At 66.7% G+C, this 21682-nt stretch carries 19 protein-coding genes and 1 pseudogene; 11 read left to right on the top strand and 9 right to left on the bottom strand.

Annotated elements, in window-relative coordinates:
* Positions 1-73 precede the first annotated feature (73 nt).
* On the top strand, positions 74-943 hold the full coding sequence (locus ACSFA8_RS15645; protein WP_435480415.1) for a YbgC/FadM family acyl-CoA thioesterase: 870 nt from the start codon (positions 74-76) through the stop codon (positions 941-943).
* Here ACSFA8_RS15645 and ygfZ read toward each other — a convergent pair.
* Positions 940-1857, bottom strand: a complete 918-nt coding sequence (ygfZ, locus tag ACSFA8_RS15640; RefSeq protein ID WP_435480414.1) for a CAF17-like 4Fe-4S cluster assembly/insertion protein YgfZ — start codon at positions 1855-1857, stop codon at positions 940-942. The two genes, ACSFA8_RS15645 and ygfZ, sit on opposite strands and share 4 nt — an antisense overlap.
* Before the next feature lie 97 nt (positions 1858-1954).
* Between ygfZ and mltG the strand changes: the two genes are divergently transcribed.
* From mltG to ACSFA8_RS15610, 6 genes are read left to right on the top strand one after another with little or no spacing between them, the layout of a single operon-like run.
* Positions 1955-2953: an endolytic transglycosylase MltG gene (gene mltG, locus ACSFA8_RS15635; protein ID WP_435480413.1), complete on the top strand. Its 999-nt coding sequence runs from the start codon at positions 1955-1957 to the stop codon at positions 2951-2953.
* Positions 2950-3588, top strand: a complete 639-nt coding sequence (gene tmk, locus ACSFA8_RS15630) for a dTMP kinase (RefSeq protein ID WP_435480412.1) — start codon at positions 2950-2952, stop codon at positions 3586-3588. The genes mltG and tmk overlap by 4 nt, the downstream gene beginning before the upstream one ends.
* Positions 3585-4589, top strand: coding sequence for a DNA polymerase III subunit delta' (locus ACSFA8_RS15625; RefSeq protein ID WP_435480411.1), 1005 nt, complete (start codon positions 3585-3587; stop codon positions 4587-4589). Before tmk ends, ACSFA8_RS15625 begins: the two co-directional genes overlap by 4 nt.
* The gene (locus ACSFA8_RS15620; RefSeq protein WP_286544272.1) at positions 4586-4960 is read left to right on the top strand and encodes a PilZ domain-containing protein; all 375 of its coding nucleotides are present in this window, start codon (positions 4586-4588) and stop codon (positions 4958-4960) included. The genes ACSFA8_RS15625 and ACSFA8_RS15620 overlap by 4 nt, the downstream gene beginning before the upstream one ends.
* A 49-nt stretch (positions 4961-5009) precedes the next feature.
* Entirely contained in the window at positions 5010-5816 is an 807-nt protein-coding gene (locus ACSFA8_RS15615) for a TatD family hydrolase (RefSeq protein ID WP_435480410.1), read from the top strand.
* Positions 5813-6478, top strand: a complete 666-nt coding sequence (locus ACSFA8_RS15610; protein ID WP_435480409.1) for an ankyrin repeat domain-containing protein — start codon at positions 5813-5815, stop codon at positions 6476-6478. Before ACSFA8_RS15615 ends, ACSFA8_RS15610 begins: the two co-directional genes overlap by 4 nt.
* A 13-nt stretch (positions 6479-6491) precedes the next feature.
* On the opposite strand, the gene ACSFA8_RS15605 is transcribed toward ACSFA8_RS15610, so the two are convergent.
* The 4 genes from ACSFA8_RS15605 to ACSFA8_RS15590 are packed head-to-tail and all read right to left on the bottom strand — an operon-like array spanning position 6492 to position 11138.
* The gene (locus ACSFA8_RS15605; RefSeq protein ID WP_435480408.1) at positions 6492-8225 is read right to left on the bottom strand and encodes a phospholipase D-like domain-containing protein; all 1734 of its coding nucleotides are present in this window, start codon (positions 8223-8225) and stop codon (positions 6492-6494) included.
* Positions 8222-8356 carry a hypothetical protein gene (locus ACSFA8_RS15600; RefSeq protein WP_435480407.1) on the bottom strand — a complete coding sequence of 45 codons (135 nt, stop codon included), beginning with the start codon at positions 8354-8356 and terminating at the stop codon, positions 8222-8224. The genes ACSFA8_RS15605 and ACSFA8_RS15600 overlap by 4 nt, the downstream gene beginning before the upstream one ends.
* 41 nt (positions 8357-8397) lie before the next feature.
* Positions 8398-9714 carry a tetratricopeptide repeat protein gene (locus tag ACSFA8_RS15595; protein ID WP_435480406.1) on the bottom strand — a complete coding sequence of 439 codons (1317 nt, stop codon included), beginning with the start codon at positions 9712-9714 and terminating at the stop codon, positions 8398-8400.
* The gene (locus tag ACSFA8_RS15590; protein WP_435480478.1) at positions 9711-11138 is read right to left on the bottom strand and encodes an FAD-binding oxidoreductase; all 1428 of its coding nucleotides are present in this window, start codon (positions 11136-11138) and stop codon (positions 9711-9713) included. The genes ACSFA8_RS15595 and ACSFA8_RS15590 overlap by 4 nt, the downstream gene beginning before the upstream one ends.
* A 270-nt stretch (positions 11139-11408) precedes the next feature.
* Between ACSFA8_RS15590 and ACSFA8_RS15585 the strand changes: the two genes are divergently transcribed.
* From ACSFA8_RS15585 to ACSFA8_RS15570, 4 genes are all read left to right on the top strand, one after another.
* The gene (locus ACSFA8_RS15585) at positions 11409-12137 is read left to right on the top strand and encodes a response regulator (RefSeq protein ID WP_435480405.1); all 729 of its coding nucleotides are present in this window, start codon (positions 11409-11411) and stop codon (positions 12135-12137) included.
* A 4-nt stretch (positions 12138-12141) separates the two neighbouring features.
* Complete coding sequence (locus tag ACSFA8_RS15580; protein WP_435480404.1) at positions 12142-13128, top strand: ABC transporter substrate-binding protein; 987 nt, start codon at positions 12142-12144, stop codon at positions 13126-13128.
* Positions 13125-15797, top strand: coding sequence for a PAS domain S-box protein (locus ACSFA8_RS15575; protein ID WP_435480403.1), 2673 nt, complete (start codon positions 13125-13127; stop codon positions 15795-15797). The genes ACSFA8_RS15580 and ACSFA8_RS15575 overlap by 4 nt, the downstream gene beginning before the upstream one ends.
* A 106-nt stretch (positions 15798-15903) precedes the next feature.
* Entirely contained in the window at positions 15904-17013 is a 1110-nt protein-coding gene (locus ACSFA8_RS15570; RefSeq protein WP_435480402.1) for an ATP-binding protein, read from the top strand.
* On the opposite strand, the pseudogene ACSFA8_RS15565 reads toward ACSFA8_RS15570, so the two are convergent.
* The 4 genes and pseudogenes from ACSFA8_RS15565 to ACSFA8_RS15550 all read right to left on the bottom strand — a co-directional run bounded on the left by ACSFA8_RS15565 (position 17010) and on the right by ACSFA8_RS15550 (position 21671).
* Positions 17010-18319: pseudogene (locus ACSFA8_RS15565) on the bottom strand (lytic murein transglycosylase). The gene ACSFA8_RS15570 and the pseudogene ACSFA8_RS15565 sit on opposite strands and share 4 nt — an antisense overlap.
* 96 nt (positions 18320-18415) lie before the next feature.
* Positions 18416-19543, bottom strand: a complete 1128-nt coding sequence (locus ACSFA8_RS15560) for an ABC transporter substrate-binding protein (RefSeq protein WP_435480401.1) — start codon at positions 19541-19543, stop codon at positions 18416-18418.
* 172 nt (positions 19544-19715) lie between these two features.
* The gene (gene otnI / locus ACSFA8_RS15555; protein WP_435480400.1) at positions 19716-20558 is read right to left on the bottom strand and encodes a 2-oxo-tetronate isomerase; all 843 of its coding nucleotides are present in this window, start codon (positions 20556-20558) and stop codon (positions 19716-19718) included.
* 36 nt (positions 20559-20594) lie between these two features.
* Complete coding sequence (locus ACSFA8_RS15550) at positions 20595-21671, bottom strand: alpha/beta fold hydrolase (protein ID WP_435480477.1); 1077 nt, start codon at positions 21669-21671, stop codon at positions 20595-20597.
* Positions 21672-21682 lie beyond the last annotated feature (11 nt).

The raw sequence follows: 21682 nt of genomic DNA, 5'->3' as shown, positions 1-21682 counted from the left end.
GTCGTGCCGCCGATTGTGGTCTCGACGAAAATCGGCCGCGATTTGCCACAACCCCGAGCCTCTGGAGACATCGATGCCCCGCAGTGATTTCCGTTTTTTCCACCGCCTGCGCGTGCGCTGGGCCGAAGTCGACATGCAGAAGATCGTGTTCAACGCGCACTACCTCATGTACTTCGACACCGCCATCAGCGACTACTGGCGTGCGCTGGCCTTGCCCTACCAGGATGCCATGGAGAGCCTGGGCGGCGACCTCTACGTGCGCAAGGCCACGATCGAGTTCGCCGCCTCGGCACGCGTCGACGATGTGCTCGATGTCGGCATGAAGTCCATGCGCGTGGGCAATTCGTCCATCGTGTTCCACGGCGGCCTGTTCCGGGGCGACGAGCTACTCGTGAGCTGTGAGCTGGTCTACGTGTTCGCCGATCCGGCCACGCAGACCTCCAGGCCGGTGCCCGCCGCGCTGCGCGAGATCTTCGCGGCCTACGAGGCCGGCGAAACCCTGCGCGATGTCACCACCGGCGACTGGGCCGCGTTGGGCGAAGATGCCGGCGCGCTGCGGCGCGCGGTGTTCATTGAAGAGCAGCGCATCCCGGCCGAGCTCGAATGGGACGAGCACGATCTGACGGCCGTGCATGCGGTTGCGCGCAACAGGTTGGGGCAGGTGATCGCGACCGGACGCCTGGTCAGCGAGGCGCCGGGGCTGGCGCGGGTCGGGCGAATGGCGGTGCATCGCGCACTGCGCAGCGGCGGGCATGGCGAAGCGGTTCTGCGTGCGCTTGAAGCTTCGGCGGCTGCGCGCGGCGACACCGCGGTGATGCTGCACGCCCAGCGTTCGGCCGAGCGCTTCTATGCGCGGCTGGGCTATCTGCCGCATGGGGCACCGTTCGAAGAGGCCGGCATTGCGCACCAGGAAATGCGCCGGTCGCTGGCCAATCCAGCCTAGATGTCTTCGAGCAGTGGATAGGGCAGCGGCTCCAGCGTGAGCGCGCTGCCGCCGGCCTGCAGGCCGCCCGCGTCGAGTGCGGCGATCTGCATCGACACCAGCGCGGCCCATTGGCCATCGGGGCCGGGGGCCGCTTGCGCAACAGTGCCGACCGGCTGCTCGGCGTCGTTGAGGGCGAACACCTCCTGGCCCGTGCTCAGCGGCGCTGCTGCCGTCACCAGGTAGGCCCGGCGCTTCAGCGTGCCGCGAAACTGGCTGCGCGCGACGATCTCCTGGCCCGGATAGCAACCCTTCTTGAAATTGACGCCGCCGACCGACTCGTAGTTGAGCATCTGCGGGACGAAGGCTTCGACCACCGGCGTGGTCAGCGTCACGATGCCGCTGCGCACCTCGCTCCATTGCCAGAGGGCGGCGTCGAGCGTGGTACCGGTCGGGGCTGCGCTGCCGGCCGGTGCGATCCACAGGGCGCGGGGCACGCCGTCGGCGGGATAGAGCGCGACGACGCTGGCGTCGCCAACGGCAGTGCGTTGGCCCGGCGCGGCCATCGCGTCGACGCCGTTCGCGGTCAATGCGCTGCCGGCCAGGCCGTACAGCGAGAACTCGGCACTCGCGTCGCTGAGCTTGAGCTTGGCGCGCAGCACGAACATCGACAAGCGCTTCAGCGTTGCCGGCAGGATGTCCTTGCTGCAGACCAGCAGCACGCGATCGGGTTCGGGCCGGATGCCGATGAAGCTGGCGATCATGCGGCCCTTGGCCGTGCAGAGCGCCGCGAGCCGGGCTTCGCCGGCACCCAGCAGCGCGAAGTCCTGCGTCAGCTGGCCGTGCAGGAAGCTGGCTGCGTCGGGCCCCTCGGCGCGGATCACGCCGAGATGGGAGAGGAGGGGGGTGACACCTTGGAGGACGGGGGAGCTCATCGCTGAATTATCATGGTCGCCTCGTTCCTTTCGGCTTGCAGGGCTACCTTGTCGGGGTCTGCAATCGAGCCGCTCCAGCCGCTTTCCATCCTCCACCGTGCGCCGCTTCTTTCTAACCCTGTTCCTGCTCGTTTCACTGACCGCGCTCGGCGCGGGCGCGTTCGGGCTCTGGTGGGTGAACCAGCCGCTCAAGCTGCCGGCCCCGAGTGTGGATCTGTCGATCGAGCCCGGCAGCACGCCGCGCGCCATTGCGCAGGCGGTGGCCGAAACGGGCACGGCCGTGCAGCCGCAGTTGCTCTACTGGTGGTTCCGGTTCTCAGGGCAGGATAGGCAGATCCGTGCCGGCAGCTATGAACTGGAACGCGGCATCACGCCGCGCACGCTGCTTAACGTGCTGGTGCGCGGCGAGGAAGCCACCCGCAGCCTGGTGCTGGTGGAAGGCTGGAACATCCGGCAGGTGCGCGCGGCGCTGGCCAAGGCCGACCAGCTCAAGCCGGAAACGGTCGGACTCAGCGACCAGGCACTCATGGAAAAGCTCGGCCGTTCGGGCCAGCATCCCGAGGGCCGCTTTTTCCCGGACACCTACACCTACTCCAAGAACTCCACCGATCTGGCGCTGTTGCAGCGCGCCATGCGGGCGATGGATCGCAAGCTCGAAGCCGCCTGGGCCGCCCGGGCTTCCGATCTGCCGCTGAAATCGGCCGATGAGGTGCTGGTTCTGGCCAGCATTGTCGAAAAGGAGACAGGCAAGGCCAGCGAGCGGGCCCAGATCGCCTCGGTATTCGCGAACCGCCTGCGCGTCGGCATGCCGCTGCAAACCGATCCGACCGTCATCTATGGCCTCGGCACGCGCTTCGACGGCAACCTGCGCAAGAAAGACCTGCAGACCGATACGCCCTGGAACACCTACACCCGCAGCGGCCTGCCGCCGACGCCGATCGCGATGCCCGGCAAGGCCGCGCTGCTGGCCGCTGTGCAGCCGGCGCAGGGCAAGTCGCTGTACTTCGTGTCCCGTGGCGACGGCACCAGCCAGTTCAGCAATTCGCTCGAAGAACACAACAACGCAGTCAACCGCTACCAGCGCAACCGTCAATGACCCGAGGCCTGTTCCTGACGCTTGAAGGCATCGACGGTGCCGGCAAGTCGAGCCATATCGATGCACTCGAGGCGCTGTTCCGGGCCCGCGGCCGCGCGGTGACGCGCACCCGTGAACCGGGCGGTACGCCGCTCGGCGAAACCCTGCGCACGCTGGTGCTCACGCAGCCGATGGACGCGCTGACCGAATCGCTGCTGGTGTTTGCCGCGCGGCGCGAGCATGTACTGCAGGTGATCGAGCCGGCCCTGGCGCGCGGCGACGTCGTGCTGTGCGACCGGTTTACCGATGCGACCTTCGCGTACCAGGGCGCGGGGCGCGGCTTCGAGCTCGATGTGCTGTCGACGCTCGAGCATTGGGTGCAGGCAGGGCGGGCACCGGAGCCCGATGCGCTGCTGCAACCTGCGCTCACCTTGTGGTTTGACCTTCCGCCCGAAATCGCGGCCGAACGGCTTGCCGGCGCACGCCTGCCGGACAAGTTCGAGTCGCAGCCGGTGGAGTTTTTCCGCCGCGTGGCGCAGGGCTATGCCGATCGCGCGGCCGGCGCCGTGCGCTTTGCGCGCATCGATGCGAACCGCCCACGCGAACAGGTGTGGCAGCAGATCGAAGCCACCCTTGCGACACGGGGCTTGGCATGAGCAACCTGTCGCCATGGCTGCATCCACCGCTGGTCGAACTGCTGCGCCAGCGCGGCCACGCCTGGCTGCTGCAGGGCCCGTCAGGGCTGGGCCAGTACGAACTGGCGCTTGCGCTCGCCGCCACCTGGCTTTGCGAACAGCCAACGGAGCAAGGCGCCTGTGGCCATTGCGGCAGTTGTCATGCGATCGACGTGCGCACCCATGCCGACCTCTGCGTGTTGATGCCCGAGGTCGCCATGATGGAACTGGGCTGGCCGCTGGACGAGAAATCGCAGGCCGACATCGACGACAAGAAGCGCAAGCCCAGCAAGGAGATCCGCGTCGAGGCCATGCGCGAGGCGGTTGGCTTTGCCCAGCGCACGAGCGCGCGCGACCGCGGCAAGGTCGTACTGGTGTACCCAGCCGAACGCATGAACGCGATCACGGCCAACGCACTTCTCAAGACCCTTGAAGAACCGGTCGGCGACGTGCGCTTCGTGCTCGCCAGCGAAGCGGCCTGGCAGTTGCTGCCGACCATTCGCAGCCGCTGCATCGGCTTCACGCTGCCCTGGCCCGCAGCCGAGCAAGGCCAGGCCTGGCTGGTGGAGCAGGGCGTTGCCGCGAACGATGCGAGCGCCCTGCTGCGGGCTGCCGGCGGCCGGCCCAGCGACGCGCTGCGCCAGGCGCGCGCCGGTGGCTCGCCCAAGGCGTGGTCGCTGCTGCCCAAAGCCATGGCGCGCGGCGACGTGGCGGCACTGGCCGACCAGGCGCCGGCCCGGGCCATCGATGCACTGCAAAAGCTCTGCCACGACCTGATGGCGGTGGGCCAGGGCGCAGCGCCGCGCTTTTTCGAGCCGGCCGATCTGCCACCGGCACCGACCGGCATGGCGCTTGCTCGCTGGTCCAAGTCACTCGCGAACGCGGCCAGAACTGCGGAGCATCCGTTCAACGCAGGCCTGATGCTGGAGGCGCTTGTGAGCGAGGCGCGAACCACCCTACACTCGTCCCCACGCCGTCCATGAACACCACCACCGCACCCCAAGCTCCCAATGCCCCGCGGCCCAGCGTGATCCAGCTGGCCATCAAGGAAAAGGGCGCGCTCTACGCGGCCTACATTCCGCTGTTTGCCGAAGGTGGCATCTTCATCCCGACCTCGCGCGAGTACCGGTTGGGCGACGACGTCTACGTGCTGCTCACGCTGCCGGACGATCCGCAGCGTTACCCGGTGGCTGGCAAGGTTGCCTGGATCACGCCGGCGCGCGCCGCCGGAAACCGGGCGCCGGGTGTCGGCATCCGCTTTCCGTCCGATGAAAAATCGCGCCAGCTGAAGGCGCGCATCGAAGAAGCTCTCGGCAGCACGATGGCTTCCGACCGGCCCACGCAGACCATCTGAGGCTCGTCCGCACGCCCGGCCGGGTCTGCGGAGTTGGCGACAATGGGGCATGTTCACCGACTCCCATTGCCACCTCACTTTTCCTGAACTGATCGAAGACCTGCCGCAGATCCGTGCCGCGATGGCCGCCGCGCAGGTTGACCGGGCCCTTTGCATCTGCACCAAGCTCGAGGAATTCGATGCGGTGCACTCACTGGCCGCGCAGTACGACAACTTCTGGGCCAGCGTCGGCGTGCATCCCGACAACGAAGACATCCTGGAGCCCAGCGTCGACGACCTGGTGCGCCGCGCAGCGCTGCCCAAGGTGGTGGCGATCGGCGAAACCGGCCTCGACTATTACCAGATGGAAGAGCGCAAGGGCGGCCGCAGCGTGGCCGACATGGAATGGCAGCGCGACCGCTTTCGCGTGCACATCCGCGCTGCGCAGCAGACGCGCAAGCCGCTGATCATCCATACGCGCGAAGCCTCGGCCGACACGCTGGCGATCCTCAGGGAGGAGGGCGAGACCGGCGCCGGCAATGCGGCCGGTGGCGTGTTCCACTGCTTTACCGAAACCGCCGAGGTGGCACGCGCAGCGCTCGATCTGGGGTTCTACATCTCGTTTTCGGGCATCCTGACCTTCAAGAAGGCCCAGGATCTGCGTGATGTGGCAGCCTTCGTGCCGATGGATCGGATGCTGATCGAAACAGACAGCCCGTATCTGGCGCCGGTGCCTTACCGCGGCAAGACCAACAACCCGTCCTATGTGCCTTTCGTGGCGAGGCAGATCGCCGAACTGCGGCACATGCCAGTCGAGGCCGTGGCCGAGGCCACCAGCCGCAATTTCGAAACCCTTTTCAGCGCCGTCAATACATGAAGTATTTGTTTAAAAAGATCTCGTATCTATTTGTTTTTGCTCTGGTTTCTTTCGCGGTGAATGCGGGAACGTATGACGACTTCTTTCGCGCAGTGCGGGGCGACAACGCCGGTGCGGTGCGCGACCTGATCGCGCGCGGATTCGATCCGAACACGCCCGACGAGCACAACCAGACCGGGCTGCTGATCGCCTTGCGCGAGCCGTCACCCAAGGTGATCCAGGTGCTGCTCGATTCGCCCCAAACCAATGTCGAAGCGCGCACCAGCCAGGACGAAAGCCCGCTGATGCTGGCCGCGATCAAGGGCCAACAGGACATCGTGGTGCGCCTGCTGGCACGCGATGCCGACGTCAACAAGACCGGCTGGGCGCCGCTGCATTACGCAGCCACCAGCGGCCAGGTCGCGATCATGAAGTTGCTGCTCGATAAATTCGCCTTCATCGATGCCCAGTCGCCGAACGGCACGACGCCGCTGATGATGGCCGCGATGTACGGCTCGCTCGACAGCGTCAAGCTGCTGCTCGACGAAGGCGCCGATCCGATGATGAAGAACGAGCAAGGCCTGACCGCCGTCGATTTCGCGCGGCGTGCCAACCGCACCGATGCGGCCACCCTGATCGGGGCGGCCATGCAAAAGAAGCTGCCCAAGGACGGCAAGTGGTGAGCGTGAGGCACGCCTACAAATAGTCTTCGTCGATCAACGACGAAAGCAGGGACCAGCCGAACCGCCGTGCCCAGCCGATCACCGGATCGCGCGTCATCCGGAGTTCTTGCCCACCATCGGGGGCTGCCCATTCGATTCCACCAGTCTCCAACCGCTGGCGCACGCTGTAGCTCCCGCCGAAGTGCTCGCGGTGGATCATGTCGACAAGGTCGCCCGCCATGGCAGTGCTCTCGACGACCAAGCCCAACTCCGTGTTGCAGTGGGCCGAGCGCCTGTCCATGTTCATGGAACCGACGTAGAACCAACGCCGGTCCACCACTGCCAGTTTTGCGTGGAGGCGGGCCAGCGATCCCTGATGCGTACCGCTGTAGTTGTCGATGCGCGGATCGTTCACCGGCATCAACTCGTAAAGCGCGATGCCCATCCGCACGAGCTTTTCGCGATAGCGTGCGTAGCCATAGTGCGCGAGCGGCTCGTCCGTCGTGGCCAGTGAATTGGTTACCACCGAAATCCGGGCGCCGCCCGCGCTTGCGGCGTTGAACGCATCCAGCATGCTCGGCATCGGAATCAGGTAGGGCGAAACCACAAGTACCTCCTGGCGCGCTGACTGCAACAGTTCCAGGTTGGCGCGCATGACGGAGCCCTCTCGCATGGCAACGACCGGGGTTCCTGGCTCCGGATGAGCGGCCGTGTCGGCAATCACGCGCACGCGCGCTGCCTGCAATGGGACGTGCTGCCGCGCGAGTTGCGCGCCGAGGCCGTCGCGTTCCATGTCGTCCTGCGCGGCGCGCGGGACGAACTCCATGGGCTGGCCCGCCTGCACGGCGGTGCGCTTCTTCGCTATTCCTTCCACATCGATGAGGCTTTGCAACGGATAGGCCAACGCGCTGTTCCAGTAGGTGTCGAACACATCGGAGAGCTCACGCACAGCCGAGCCGGCGATCAGCACGTCCATGTCGATGAAGTTGGCGGGCTTGCTGCGGCCGAAGTACTCATCGGCAATGTTGCGGCCGCCGGTGATGGCGAAGCTGTTGTCTGCCAAAAGCAGCTTGTTGTGCATGCGCCGGTTGACCTGGTCGAGCTTGTGCAACGACAGCAGCACCCGGGAGTGCAATGAGCCCGTGCGCACCGGCAGCGGGTTGAACATGCGCAACTCGACGTTGTTGAGGCTTGCAAGTTGCGCAAGCAATCCCTTGGTGGCACCGGCGTTGAGGTCGTCGACAAGTAGCCGCACGCGCACGCCGCGCGCGGCCGCATCACCCAAACCGCGCAGGAACTGGCGGCCTGAGCGGTCGTCGGCCACCAGGTAATACTGCGCGTCGATGCTCTTCTCGGCCGCGCTCACAAGCGCAAGTCTGGCCTCGAACGCGTCATCGCCGTCCGGGAGCAAGCGCAGGCCAGACACCGCACTGGGCTCCGCTGGCGTCGACGGGTCGCCCGTTTCGGCCAGCGTCGCAGCAGCAATACGCGCCAGCGCGGAATCGGCAACATCCCGATGCGCCTCGGAGTACCGCCGAACCACCTGATCCGGAAGGCTTGCGCAACCGCCCAGCAGCACACCGACCAGGCATGCAACAGCGCAGACCCAGCGCCCTGGCAGTACCGGGGCGGATCCAATACCCCACAGGGTTATCGAGATCTGCCGCCAGAGTGGGTAAACGAATCGTTCCAACATGATGCGCCACGCCAAAGGATTGGCGGTTGGAAGAGAAGCCTCAAAAAGGGAGACTGAGCGATGGGCGGTCATGAGTCGCTGAAGTGGGCAACGGCGAGGATCTGCATGCCGATCACCCCGGATTGGGCGGTGACCAGCAGCACAGCAGATGCGAGTGCGACGACGAGTGTCGAGAGCGTGAGGAGAATTGGGTGGAGCTTCATGGCAGGGCTTTCAGATCGGTAAGCAAGGGGTAGGAACGAATTTAGGGCGCGGGTGTCGCCGCCTCATTTCGCGAAGCAGCCAGTCTTGTTTCATGTGTTGCGCTCTGGAATCGCAGCGTCGACGGCCGGCGCGCTGGACGGCGAATGCAATCGATCGCCTGCAGCAGCGTGAGGTGCAGCACGTCGCGTTGAGCGTGGCTCCCGCCCAGGCGATGAACCTGGCCGGGCAGGCTGGCCAGCAGCGCGATGGCCATCGGATGGTCGTCGCGGCCGAAAGCGATGAGTCCGCGGCACCCCGCCAGGCCGAGTTGGCGCGTGGTCTCGCCGTAGCGCGTCGGCTTCGATTGGGCGCGCGTCAGCGCATGCTCGAGGCGCTGCGCCCGCGTCCAGTCGCGGGCGCCGACGAAGGCCAGCATCGCATGCAGGTCGCTGAAGCTGCAGAAGCCATCGTCAATGTGCGGCTCCCAGGCCGTGCTCAGTTCGTTCCAGCGCGTGCCGGTATCCACACCGCGCAAATGCAGGCGCCACAACAACGCGGTTGCGTCGATCAGATCGGCCACGTCGAACGAGCCGCCGGCCCGGATGCGGCCGTCATACAAGGCCATTGCGCTCTTGGCCTCGCCGCACGCCAGGTGAAACAGGGCCAGGTGCCACCAGCCGTGCGTCGCCACGACCGTCGCCACGCTCCAGCGCTGCGCGTGCGCGTTCAGCCAGCGCACGCCTGCGTCGGGTCTATCGGTCATCTCGAACACGTGCGCCATCGCGTGGTGGGCGCGTGCGTCGTTCTCGTTCAGAACCAGCGCGGCGCATGCCGCTTCTTCGGCGTGTTCGTAGTCTCCGCATTCGGCCAGCCCGAAGGCGTGCATCGCCCGCACGCTGTGATAGCCCGGCAGGTCGGTGGGCCAGGCCGGCAGGACGCTTTCGATACGGTCGCGCAGGTGCGCGGTCTCACCGCTCAGGTAGTCGAAGCCATGGCCTACCGCCAGCGCGAGGAGGTCGCGCGGCTGGGCCGCGAGCGCCTCGTCCAGCAGGCCCACGGCGCCGCGGTAGTCGTCGGCGAGCACGCGCGCGATGACCGCAAGATGGCGCTGCTCGTGCTCGTTGGCCGGCAGCCCGGCGGTCGCCGCGAGCAGCGGCCCCGCCTCGCGCACGCGCCGCGGGTCGCGGCTGCCCAGCCGCATGTAGGCCTGGAGCACCCGCGCCATCACGAACCCGGGCGCTTCCGCCAAGGCCAGATCAAGCGGCTCGGCGGCGCCGCTGCGCCAGGACAGGAAATCCGAGAGCGCGAGTTCGTAGGCCGCGAGCGCGGCCGGCGTGGCGCCGGACAGCTGACAGCCGCGGGAGTCGAAGGGGGTCATGGCGTTGCCTTCCAGGGCACCGCGGCGCCCTGCGTCATGTGCCGCGGAGTGATGTTCAGGTTCATGCGGAACAGGTTGGCCGGGTCATAGCGGTGCTTCAACGCCTGCAGCCGGGCGTAGTTGGCGCCGTAGCTCGCGCTCACCCTTTCGGCTTCGTCTTCGGTGAGGAAGTTGACGTAGCCGCTTCCAGTGGCATGGGGCGCCGCCGCTTCAAAGGTACGGCGCGCCCATGAACGCACCCGCTCGTCGTCGCGGGGATCCGACCAGCGGCCATGCACGTTCATGATGAACTGCGCATCCCGGCCGACGAAGGGCGTTGCGGCCGCATCCACGCGTGACATCGCGCCGCCGAGCTGGGCCACAAAAATCTCGCACTCCGGCCCCGGCAGGTGGCCGGCAGCGTCCACCAGCACGTCGAGCGCAGCGTCGTCGAGCCGGCTGAAGTTGTTCGACTTCCAGTAGTTGCGGCCTCCCGGCGCAAGAAGCGGGTCGAACGCGGTCTGGAACGCGCTGTACGGCTGTGGGCCCAGCGCCGCGGCAATCGGCTCGCCGAACGCGAGCACAGGCGCCACCGCACGCTCGCCGGCGTCGGTCGCTCCGCAGTGCACCAGCGGGAAGATCACCACTTCGCTGCCGTGCACGGAGGCCGGCAGGAACGGCAGGGGAGGTGCCTTTCGCAGGACCGCCCACACACTCAGTTCGTCGGGCGCGCTGGCGCAGAAATCACGCCAGGCCCGCAGCACCTTCGTGGCCTGCGAGAACGGGTAGACGACCAGGCCGGCGTACACCTGCGGGCCCACCGGATGCAGCCGGAACTCGAAGGAGGTGACGACGCCGAAGTTGCCGCCGCCGCCGCGCAGGGCCCAGAACAGATCCGGCTCCGATTCGGCCGACACGGTGCGCGCACGCCCATCCGCGGTGACCACGGTGGCACCGACCAGGTTGTCGGCGGTCATGCCATGGCGACGGGTCAGCCATCCGAAGCCCCCGCCCAGCGCGAGGCCGGCCACACCGGTGGTTGAGTTGATGCCCAGCGGCGTGGCAAGGCCGTGCGCCTGCGCAGCGCGGTCGAAATCACCCAGCAGCGCGCCGGCGTCCACGCGGGCCGTGCGCGCCGCCGGGTCGACACGAACCTCGCGCAGGCCCGACAGATCGATCATCAGGCCGCCGTCGGCCACCGCATGGCCGGCGATGTGGTGGCCGCCGCCACGGACACTGAGCAGCATGCGATGCGCCGCTGCAAAGCGCACGGCGGCCTGCACATCGCGCACCGACAGGCAGCGAGCGATCAGCGCTGGCCGCCGATCGACCGTTGCGTTCCACACCCTGCGTGCTTCCTCGTAGGCCTCGTCGCCAGGCACGAGCACTTCGCCCGTGATCTGCGCGGCGAATGCCTGGGCATCGGATGCCGGCATTTGCCCGATGTCCTGGTTGAGCGTGGTGTAGGAAATGGTTTGCGGCAAGGTTGCGGTGTTCATGACGGGCTCCTCGGGTTGTTGGGGGGTCTGGTGAATCTAGGCAGACCGTGTAGCAACCGCATTTCGCCGGGCCACGCCTCGTGTTTCTTGTGTTTCAAGCGCCGTCGATGGGGGCGGCCGGCGCCCGGGCGTTTTGTTTCTTTCGTTTCGCTAGAGAGTGCGCACCTTTTCGGCCGCGTCGCGCAGGCATATGCTTCAGGAGAGCGAGGAGACGTCATGCAGATGCAAGCCGCAGAACCCGCGAAGCCCACGATCCTGATCGTTGACGACGAGCCCGATGTGCGTGAGGTGCTGGAGGAGTACTTCGCCGCCCACGGTTACGCGACCATCGGTGCTGATTGCGCGGCGGCTGCGCGAACGCACGCGGCAGAGCGCGCGGTCGACCTCGCGCTGATCGACATTCACATGCCTGGCGAGGACGGTCTCAGTCTCGCGCGCCATCTGCGCGAGCGCTATGCCGCGATCGCCATCATCATGCTCACTTCCGCGGCGACCGTGGTCGACCGCGTGGTGGGGCTTGAGGTCGGGGCAGACGACTACGTGCCCAAGCCTTTCGACCCGCGCGAACTGGTAGCCCGCGTCAAGAGCGTGCTGCGGCGCACCGCCGCGGCACACCGTGCCGAGATCGGCGCCGAGCGGGTGCGCATCGGGCGCTGCGTGCTCGATGTGGCCGCGCACCGGCTTACGGACGAGGCCGGTGCCGAGGTCGCGATGTCTCCGCTCGAGTTCGACCTGCTGAAGGCCTTGGCGCAGCACCCGAATCGTCCTTTGTCGCGCGAACGCATCCTGAACCTGGGAAGGCCGCGCGAGTGGGATCCGTTCGACCGCAGTGTTGACCTGCGCGTCATGCGCCTGCGCAAGAAGGTCGAGCCCGATCCTGACCACCCGCGCTTCATCCGCACGGTGCGCAACGAGGGCTATGTTTTCGTGCCCGAAGGGAACTGATGTGATGGACGACCCGCTCGACCTTGCGCGCCGCCGCTGGACGCTCGCTGGCGCCGGTTGGATGACACTGGCCGCCCTCGGTGGCTGCACTCGCCCGGCGCAGCCCGGGCTGCGCATCGGCACCAATGTCTGGATCGGCTGCGAACCGCTCTACCTCGCGCGCGAGCTGGGCAGGCTCGACCCGGCGCATGTGCAGCTTGTCGAGTACCCCTCGGCCAGCGAAGTCCTGCGCGCATTTCGCAACCAGGCGATCGATGGCATGGTGATCAGCCTTGACGAGTTGTTCGGCCTCGCCGCTGCCGGTTTCGATGCGCGGGCAGTGCTGGTGGTCGACATCTCGCACGGCGCCGATGCGGTGATCGGCCGCGCCGGCATGAAATCGATGCGCGATCTGGCCGGCAAGTCGGTGGCAGTGGAAGGCGGCGCGCTCGGCGCGTACGTGCTCAGCCGCGCGCTCGCCCTGTCGGGCATGCAGCCCGGCGACGTGCAGGTGGTGCACCTGGAATCGAATGAGCAGCCCGCCGCGTTCGAGAAGGGCCAGGTCGATGCAGCGGTGACGTTTGATCCCTACCGCGTCCAGATGCTGCGTGCCGGCGGCCACACGCTGTTCGACAGCACGCAGATCCCGGGCGAGATTGTCGACCTGGTGGCGGTGCGCAAGAGCCTGCTGCAGGAGCGCGCGCCCGCGATTGCAGCGCTTCTGACCGGCTGGTTCGCGGCGGTCGATTTCATGCGCAATGACCCGAAGGACGCCGCGCGACGCATGGGCATCCGAATGCAGACCGGCGCCGATCAATTCCTGCAGGCGCTGCAGGGCCTGCGCATACCGAACCAGGCCGAGAATCTGGCCATGCTCGGCGGCTCGGCACCGACCCTGGCCCAGAGCGGCCGCCGTCTGATGAATTTGATGCTCGAAGCGAAGCTCCTGCGGGCGCCCGTGGACGTCGAGAGCCTGCTTGCTCCGGAGCCGTTGTCGAAGCTGTTGCCATGACCTCGCTGAAAGTGACGGTACCGCTGATCCTGCTGGTGTTTGCGGCGGTGCTGTCAACGGTGAACCTGCTCTACCACGTGCCGCAGGCCGAGCAGGTGGCGCAGGAAGACAGCCGCAAGCGCCTCGCGCAGGAGATGTCGCGACTCCAGAGCACGCTGGAGTATCTGCTGCTCAAGGGAGATCTCGCCTCGGCGCAGCACCAGATCTCGGTGTTGGCCCACAACCACGACGTCATCGTCGCCGCGCTGACCGACGATCACAGCCGGGTGATCACCGCGACGCGTCGCGCATGGCTCGGGCGGCCGATCGGCGAGGTGCTCCCGCAGGAAGGGCTCGAACAGGTGGCCGGCGCGCTGCGCGAAGGCCGCTGGGGCATCGATATCGGGCCCGGCGGCAATTCGCTGATCGGGCACGCCGCAGTGCTGGTCGGCAGCGAGGGCGATACGCTGCGCCCGTCGCGCAGCGGCAGTCTGCTGGTGGCCTACGACCTGGCACGCTACAAGGCGGAAGCACGCGAGCAGGTGATCCAGCAGTCGCTGTACTGGGCCGGCTGGGTGACCATGCTCGCGTTCGCGATGTGGGCGGTATTCCACTTTCTGCTGACGCGCCGCACCGCGCGGCTCATGCGCGCCGCCGAACAACTGGCGGCCGGGCGCCTCGATGCGAGCAGCGGGCTGCGCGGCAACGACGAGCTCGGACGGCTCGGCCGCGCGTTCGATTCCATGGCGCTGCAGGTCGCCCAGACCCAGACCCGGCTGCGCGATGACATCGCTGTGCGGGCGCAGGTGCAGCGCGAGCTGGAAGCCATGGACGAGCGGCTGCAGCAGATCTTGAACAACTCGACAGCCGTGATCTTCGCCCGCGACGCCGAGGGCCGCTTCCTGTTCGTCAATCGGCAGTGGGAAAGGGTGTTCGGCCTCAAATCGGCCGACGTGGTCGGACGCCTGGACTGCGACGTGCGTGGCGAGGAACGCGCGCGGGCGTACCGCGCCCACGACAAACTGGTCATCGACTGCAACATGACGATGGAGTTCGAGGAGACCCTGCCGCGCGAGGACGGGCTGCACACCTATATCTCGATCAAGTTCCCGCTGCACGATGCCGAGGGCCGGGCCCACGGCGTTTGCGGGATCGCCACCGACATCACCGAGCGCAAGCGCGCCGACGAGGCGCTGCGCGCTTCGGAGGCAAGCTACCGGGCGATCTTCGACGCCACCGAGGACGCGATCTTCATCCATGACCTGGAGACCGCAGCGATCGTCGACGTCAACGCCAGGGCCTGCGCGGATTTTGGCTACACGCGCGAGGAATTCAGGAAGCTGTCGATCGGCGCGCTCAGTGCCGGGAACTACCCGTACACGCAGGAACAGGCCATGATTCATTTCGAGCGCGTGGTCGCCGGCGAGCCGATGCACGTCGAGTGGCAGTGCCGAACCCGCTCGGGCAAGCTGCGCTGGCACGAGTTGTATGGCAAGCGCGTCACGATCGATGGCCGCGACCGGGTACTCGCACTTGCGCGGGATATCACTGACAAGAAGCGTGCGCAGGCCGACCTCGTGCGCGAGCGCGAGTCTTCGTATGAGCGAGAGAAGCTCGCCGCGCTGGGCTCGCTGCTGGCCGGCGTTGCCCACGAGCTCAACAATCCCCTGTCGGTGGTCGTCGCGCGCGCGGTGCTGCTCGAGGAACAGGGCAACCCGGATACGCAGGTCGCCGCGGCCAAGATCCGTGCAGCGGCCGAGCGCTGTGCGCGCATCGTGCGCACCTTCCTCGCCATGGCGCGGCAGGAGCCGCCACAGCGAGGCCCGGTCGCCATCGAAGACGTGATCACCGCGGCGCTCGACATCGCGGGCTATGCCGTCCGCGCCACCGGCATCAAGGTGACCATCGAATTGGCCGCCGACATCCCGATGATCGACGCAGATGCCGACCAGCTTCATCAGGTGCTGCTCAACCTGATCCTGAACGCGCAGCAATCGCTGCAAGACCTCAAGGGGCCACGCTGCATCGACATCTCCGGCCGCTTCGACCGCGCGACGCACCGGGTCTTGATTGCCGTGGCCGACAACGGGCCGGGCATTCCTGAGTCGGCACGCGCGCGCGTGTTCGAGCCGTACTTCACCACCAAGCCCACCGGCGTCGGCACCGGCGTCGGGCTTGCGGTCAGCCTAGCCTTCGTCGAAGCGCACGGCGGCACGCTCACGCTGGAATCGAAAGAAACCGGCGCCGCGTTCCTGATCTCGCTGCCGGTCGGCGAAGCCGGCACGGGCGGCCCTGCAGAGGATCCGCCCGCACACCCTATCGCGCAGGCGCGCACGATCCTGGTCGTCGACGACCAGGAAGAGGTTCGCGAGACACTGGCAGAGATATTGGCAGGCGCGCGCCATCGCGTCGTCACTGCGGCCTCGGGGCGCGAGGCACTCGAGCGCATGGCCTTGCAGCGCTACGACGTCATCTTTGCCGACATGCGAATGCCCGACCTCGACGGCCGTGCGCTCTACCGCGAAATCGAAAAGCGCTGGCCGCACCAAGCCGAGCGCGTCGTCTTCGTCACCGGCGACATGTTGACGACCGCATTGCGCGAATTTGTTGCATGCAGCGGTCGACCGCTGATCGAGAAGCCGTTTCTGCCAAGCGAGGTGCGGCGGGTTGTTGTGGAGTTTGCGGATTGAATAGGCCGGGCGGAAGGTTGAGTTCGGCAGGTCTGCGCTACGCGAACCTCGTTGTTGGCGATTGCTGCAAATGCGACAATTGCTGCTTTTACGACAACGAGCAACAATGGCGACGTTTGACGACCTTCAGGTGCGTCGGCCCGAACTGGCCAGAAGCTACCTCGCGCTGCTCGATGCGCAGCCCGGCCGCCCGCTGGCAATGTTCGCGGCCCGCCGCATCGGCAAGACGCACTTCCTGGACCACGACCTCACGCCGGCCGCGGTGCAACACCGCCTGCTGCCGGTCTATGCGGATCTCTGGAACCATAAGGCCAGCCCGCTGGAAGCCATCAATCACGCTCTCGAAGAGGCACTCGACGACCTGAACGTGCCCAAGGGCCGGGTCGCGCGCCTCGGCAAAACTCCGGTCAAGAAGATCGGCCTGATCGGCGCGTCGCTCGATCTCGGCGACGCGCCAGCACGTCGCGCGCTGCCGACGGTGCCCCAGTTGCGGCTCGACGCGCTGGTCATGCGTCTGGTCGACGCTGCCGAACGCCCCGTTCTGCTGATGCTCGACGAGGTGCAGACCCTGGGCGATGCAGAAGGGGGCGATAGCGCCATTGCCGCACTGCGGGCGGTGCTGCACAAGCGGCGAGACGCCCTCAAGTCCGTGTTCACCGGCTCTTCACAGGAAGGACTCGCGCGCATGTTCTCGACGGCAGGCGCGCCCATGTACCAGTTCGCGCAACTGCTCGACTTTCCGCCGCTGGGCGACGAGTACCTCCAGCTGCTGGTCGATCACTTCGGCAGCATCCATCCCGGCAAGATCCTGCCGATCGAGGCGCTTCGAAAGCTGTACGTCCGCATCGGCCACAAGCCGGGCCTCCTGAAGGACGTGGTGAAGGGCATGTCCGCCGAGGGAGAGGTCGATGTCGAGGTCGGCGTGAACCAGTTTCTCGCCGCGCAGGCGACGATCTGGAATGCTTTGCTGCAGCCCCTGGACGCATTCGATCGCGCGGTGCTGGTGGTGATCGCGCGCGGCCTGCCTCCGATGGGCCGCGAAACGCTCGAGCTCCTCGGACAACTCGGCGCGGGGCCGGCCACCGTGGCCAAGGTGCGCTCGGCCATCGATCGGCTGCTGCGCATCAACCTGGTGAGCAGGATGCCCAACGCGCCGGTCGCGGTGGACGATCCGTTGCTCGCCGAATATCTCCGGAAACATCAACTGCCGGGCTAAGGCTGTTGCAGCCGCTGGATCAACTCAGCACTCGGATAGCCATCTGCGGGCAAGCCGGCGCTGCGCTGGTAACGCCGCAACCCGTCACGGGTAGCTGGCCCCAGCACGCCGTCGGGGGCTCCGGCATCGAAGCCACGCTTGTTCAGCGCGGTTTGCAACTCGATGATCTGGCTGCGGGGGAGGGCGGCCAGATCCCGCGGCCAGGGCGTCTGCACGTCGGGGCCGCCGCCGAGGCGCTGCGCCAGAAGGCTGACCGCGAGCGCGTAGCTGGTGGAGTTGTTGTAGCGCAAGAGCGCGCGGAAGTTCGGCCCCACCAGGAACGCCGGCCCGCGGGCGCCTGCAGGCAGCAGGATCGTGCCGTCGTCAAACTCCGGCAGCGGCTGGCCATCGACGGCTCGCAACCCCTCGGCGGCCCATTGCGCGGTAGGCTGCACGACGGTGTCGGCGCGACCGTAGTCGAAGCCGGCCGGCAGCCGAACCTCGGCGCCCCAGGGCTTGCCCGCCTGCCAGCCTGCGCGAGCGAGAAAGTTCGCCGTCGAGGCGATCACGTCGGCCATGCTGCCCCAGATGTCGCGCCGGCCATCACCGTCGGCGCCACTGCGTACGCCAGGAAGTTCGATGGCAGAAACTGGGTCTGGCCCATGGCACCCGCCCAGGAGCCGACCATGTGCTGGCGGTCGATGTCGCCGTTGTCGAGGATCTTCAGCGCGGCCAGCAACTCGCGGCGCGCCCAGGCCTCGCGGCGGCCCTCGAAGCCCAGCGTCGCCAGCGCGTCGATGGTCGGGGTGCTGCCGAAGTTGCTGCCGTAGTTGCTTTCCATGCCCCAGATGGCGACCACGATGTTCGGCGGAACGCCGTAGCGCGCGGCGGCTGCGTCGGCTTCGCCGCGAACCTGCAGGAGCTTGTCCTGGCCGATCGCAACGCGCTGGGGCGTCACACTGTTGTCGAGGTAGCCCCAGACCGTGCGCGTGAACTCGGGCTGCGCACGATCCAGTTCGATGACGCGCGGCAGGTACTGGACGTCGTCCAAGGCAACGCGCAGCGTCGCCTCGCTGATGCCGCCTGCGCGCGCGGCGGCGCGGAAGTCGGCAATCCACTTTGCAAACCGCTGCTGGAGCTCTGCTTCGTCGGTACCAGCGGACGGCGGCGTGGAGGGGGTTGCTGCAGGTCGGGAGCCCGAACCTGAACCGGGCGGCTGTGAGGGTGCCATTGACGGCGCAGACGCGCAGCCCGCGAGGAGAGCGACGGCGAGCGTCATGACGCCAAGGCCGGAGGAACGCAGGGATGGGGTGCTGGCTTGGTGCATCTCCGGGATTTTGGCCCTCGCGCCGGGCGCGGTTCCCCAAGCCGCGCCATGCCCCGTGTCATCGCCCTGATCGTCGGGTCTCGAACCCGCAAGGGCTCAGCGAAGGTAGCGCCCGTCGGCCTTGAGCATCGACAGTTCGGAGAATGTCAGGCCGCGGTGCTCCCCGGGCCGGTACGACACCGCAATGCCACCGATGTCGAGCGTCTTGAACGACTCGAGGCCCTTCTGCAGCGACTCCGCGGTCGGTTTCGGTCCGGCCCGCTTCAGCCCCTCGACCATGACCTTGGCCGCTACATAGCCCTCCAGGCTGGCATAGCTGAACTCGGCCGCGCCGATCTTCTTCATGGCCGCCTGGTACTCGGCAATCACCGGCATCGCGCTGTTCCATGGGGAGGGCACGACCTGGGAGATGACCACGCCGGCCACGTCCTTCTGGATATCCTGGAACAGCTTCTGCCCGTTCAGGAAAGAGAACGAATAGAAGGCCGTTTGGCCGCCAGCCGCGCGGTAGGCGGTGATGAACTTCGCCGCCACTTCGTTGGTTGCCGCCAGCACCACCGCCTTGGGCTTGAGCTTGACCAACTCCGCGGCGCGCTCGGCGGCGTCGGAGCCGTCGTTCTTGATTGCCACGCTGCCGACCATTTTCTCGCCGCGCTCGGCAATGAACTTTTCCGTACTGTCCCTCGCCGAGCGGGCGCCGGGGTTGTCGTTTGCCGCGAAGGCGATGCTTGAGATGCCGATCGTGAACAGGTGGTTCACGATGCGGCTGTACTCCTCGTCGAAGCTGATGCGCACCGGGAAGCCGTATTCGGAGAACTTCACCACCGGGCCCGCGCCGGTGTAAGGGCCGATGACGGGCACCTTGAGTTCGTTGGCCGCCTTCAGGGCGCCGGCCGTCGACGATGTGCCAATGGGCATCAGGATGCCGACGGCGCCATCCTTGACGAAGGTCTTGACGTTCTCGGAGCCCTTCGCAGGGTCGTAGGCGTCGTCGAGCTGGCGCAGCTCGACCGGCCGGCCGTTGATGCCTCCATTCGCATTCAGCGTCGTGAACATGGCACGGATGCCGACCAGGGGCTCGGTCGACAATGACGCCAAGGGGCCGGTCTGCACGTAGGTTTGCCCGATCACGAGCGGCTGGGTTTGCGCCGATGCCGCCGCCGAAAATCCGAAGACGAAAGCGGTGAGGGCCGAAGCCAGAAGATGAATCTTTTTGTGTCTCATGGTAATAAAAGGTTGCAGATTCATCTTAAAGCGCGAACCTTCCTTGCAAGAATCGCTGCTCGGTCACGGCGGGGATGCGACTGTGTAGAAATGCACGTAGGCTTGCATTTAGCTTCTTTTCCCCGGCTTGTTCTCCGGTCGTCGTCGTGTTCTGGAGGCTCAAGAATCCCTCTCAAGTGTTCGGCATCGCGCCGGCTCGGGGAGCGGGCGCCGGAGAATTCAAGGAGCTGCGTTCGAGCCGATGAGTGAGCCAACGCAAGCCCGCCGAGGTGTTTTCCTTGGGCCTGTACTCACACCCGACCCATCCGTCGAATCCGAGTTCATCGATCACGTCGAACAGGTAGTCGTAGTTCAGTTCGCCGAGATCAGGCTCGTGGCGTTCGGGTACGCCGGCAAGCTGCAGATGGCCGACCCGCCCGGTCGGCAGGTACTGGCGCAGCTTCATCGCGACGTCACCTTCAACTATCTGGCAGTGGTACAGATCCATCTGCACCTTTAGGTTGCGCGCGCCCACCGCTTGCACGACGCGGTGGGCGTCGTCTTGCCGGTTCAGGAAGAAGCCAGGAATGTCGCGCGGGTTGATCGGCTCGATCAGAACATCGCAGCCGGCGCTCGCGGCCAACTCGGCAGCCCAAGCCAGGTTGGCCTCGTAGGTCGCCTGGAGCCGCGCCCGCTCCTCGCCGGCCGGCGCAAGCCCTGCCATCACATGGACGCGAGGGCAGGCCAGCACCTGCGCATATTCAAGCGCCTGTGCAAATCCCGCGCGAAATTCGGCCTCGCGACCAGGCAGGCAGGCCGTGCCGCGCTCGCCAGCATCCCAGTCGCCGGGCGGGGCATTGAACAGAACCTGCTGCAATCCGTGGTCGGCCAGTTGCCGAGCCAGAACTTCTGCCGGGAAGGCATAGGGAAACAGGTACTCAACCGCGGTAAAGCCGTCCTGGGCGGCCGCCCGGAAACGGTCGAGAAAGGCGACCTCGGGATACAGCATGCTGAGATTGGCGGCAAAACGTGGCATCGGTGAACTCCGGTATAAAAAGATGGGACGCCTGCTTCAGCGCGTGGCGCGGGGCACGGCGCGCAGCCACGCCTCGAATTCCTGCTTCCAGAACCTGGCCCGCGCCGTAGTGCCGTGGCCAAAGGTGTCGGGAGTGCCCGGAATCCACAGGGCACGGCCATTCTTGACGCGTCGGATCTCACGCTCAAGCACGCCGAGCGCCGGCGGGTTCCGTTCGTCGTCGGTCGAGTTGATCGCCAGCAGGGCGGCCTCGATGCGTTCCAGGCCGGCCGACGGGTTGTAGTCGCGCGACGCCTCCCACTGATAAAGGTGGTCGTTGGCGTCACCGCGAAACGGCGCCTTCAGCCGCTGGTCAAGCACCGCATCTGCCTTCTCGCGGGAAGGCGCCAACTTGTACAAGCCCTGATCGCCCCCATTGGTGCCGATGGCGAAGAAAACGGAAGCAAACCGCAGACTGGGGGGCTGCTCGGTGTACTGACCATTTTTCCAGGCCGGATCGTTGCGGACAGAGTCGATGATCAAGCGCCGCATCATCCAGTTTCGACCGGACATCTCTGTGGGCAATGACGCCATCGGAACGGCCGCGTCCATGAAGCCTGGGTACTTTTGAGCCCAGATCCAGGTCTGCATGCCGCCCATGGAGTTGCCGAGGACCAGCCTGAGATGCCGCACGCCGAGGTGTTCGGTGAGCAGTCGGTATTGGGCCGTCACCATGTCGTCGTAGTTGTAGTGCGGAAACGCGGTCCGCAACCCGTCGGAGGGCTTGGACGACGCCCCGGTGCCGATGGCATCGGGCAGGATGATGAAGTACTTTGCCGCATCAAGGGGCTGACCCGGACCGAAGAGCTCACCCGCGAAGTCCGGCGCAAGCGAGCTGCCTGCAGACCCGGTGGTGCCGTGCAGGATCAACACTGGCTCGCCGCTCGGGTCACCCACAGTCGTATAGGCCAGACGCAGTTCGGGCAACACCTCGCCGTTTTGGAAGCGGAAGTCCCGAGCCACCCAATGCCCCTCGCGGGGCGTGGGGAAGTCGGCGGCGTTGCCGCTCAGGGCCGTCAGCCCCAGCAACAAGCCACAGCCCAGTCGTGCGATCCGGCTGCGCCAAAAAGTCATCGATTTCATCT

The organism is Variovorax nitratireducens (assembly GCF_051216545.1).
Taxonomy (GTDB): Bacteria; Pseudomonadota; Gammaproteobacteria; order Burkholderiales; family Burkholderiaceae_C; genus Variovorax.
Note: the sequence above shows the minus strand (reverse complement) of the source record. Positions and strands in the feature narration are given on the sequence as shown.

What these genes read in the sequence shown, in the direction of transcription:
- ACSFA8_RS15550 (WP_435480477.1), bottom strand. Translation starts at nt 21,671, where the DNA reads ATGACTTTTTGGCGCAGCCGGATCGCACGACTGGGCTGTGGCTTGTTG.
- otnI (WP_435480400.1), bottom strand. Translation starts at nt 20,558, where the DNA reads ATGCCACGTTTTGCCGCCAATCTCAGCATGCTGTATCCCGAGGTCGCC.
- ACSFA8_RS15570 (WP_435480402.1), top strand. Translation starts at nt 15,904, where the DNA reads ATGGCGACGTTTGACGACCTTCAGGTGCGTCGGCCCGAACTGGCCAGA.
- ACSFA8_RS15585 (WP_435480405.1), top strand. Translation starts at nt 11,409, where the DNA reads ATGCAGATGCAAGCCGCAGAACCCGCGAAGCCCACGATCCTGATCGTT.
- ACSFA8_RS15610 (WP_435480409.1), top strand. Translation starts at nt 5,813, where the DNA reads ATGAAGTATTTGTTTAAAAAGATCTCGTATCTATTTGTTTTTGCTCTG.
- ACSFA8_RS15580 (WP_435480404.1), top strand. Translation starts at nt 12,142, where the DNA reads ATGGACGACCCGCTCGACCTTGCGCGCCGCCGCTGGACGCTCGCTGGC.
- ACSFA8_RS15625 (WP_435480411.1), top strand. Translation starts at nt 3,585, where the DNA reads ATGAGCAACCTGTCGCCATGGCTGCATCCACCGCTGGTCGAACTGCTG.
- ACSFA8_RS15560 (WP_435480401.1), bottom strand. Translation starts at nt 19,543, where the DNA reads ATGAGACACAAAAAGATTCATCTTCTGGCTTCGGCCCTCACCGCTTTC.
- ACSFA8_RS15575 (WP_435480403.1), top strand. Translation starts at nt 13,125, where the DNA reads ATGACCTCGCTGAAAGTGACGGTACCGCTGATCCTGCTGGTGTTTGCG.
- ACSFA8_RS15595 (WP_435480406.1), bottom strand. Translation starts at nt 9,714, where the DNA reads ATGACCCCCTTCGACTCCCGCGGCTGTCAGCTGTCCGGCGCCACGCCG.
- ACSFA8_RS15620 (WP_286544272.1), top strand. Translation starts at nt 4,586, where the DNA reads ATGAACACCACCACCGCACCCCAAGCTCCCAATGCCCCGCGGCCCAGC.
- tmk (WP_435480412.1), top strand. Translation starts at nt 2,950, where the DNA reads ATGACCCGAGGCCTGTTCCTGACGCTTGAAGGCATCGACGGTGCCGGC.
- ACSFA8_RS15645 (WP_435480415.1), top strand. Translation starts at nt 74, where the DNA reads ATGCCCCGCAGTGATTTCCGTTTTTTCCACCGCCTGCGCGTGCGCTGG.
- ygfZ (WP_435480414.1), bottom strand. Translation starts at nt 1,857, where the DNA reads ATGAGCTCCCCCGTCCTCCAAGGTGTCACCCCCCTCCTCTCCCATCTC.
- ACSFA8_RS15605 (WP_435480408.1), bottom strand. Translation starts at nt 8,225, where the DNA reads ATGACCGCCCATCGCTCAGTCTCCCTTTTTGAGGCTTCTCTTCCAACC.
- ACSFA8_RS15615 (WP_435480410.1), top strand. Translation starts at nt 5,010, where the DNA reads ATGTTCACCGACTCCCATTGCCACCTCACTTTTCCTGAACTGATCGAA.
- ACSFA8_RS15600 (WP_435480407.1), bottom strand. Translation starts at nt 8,356, where the DNA reads ATGAAGCTCCACCCAATTCTCCTCACGCTCTCGACACTCGTCGTCGCA.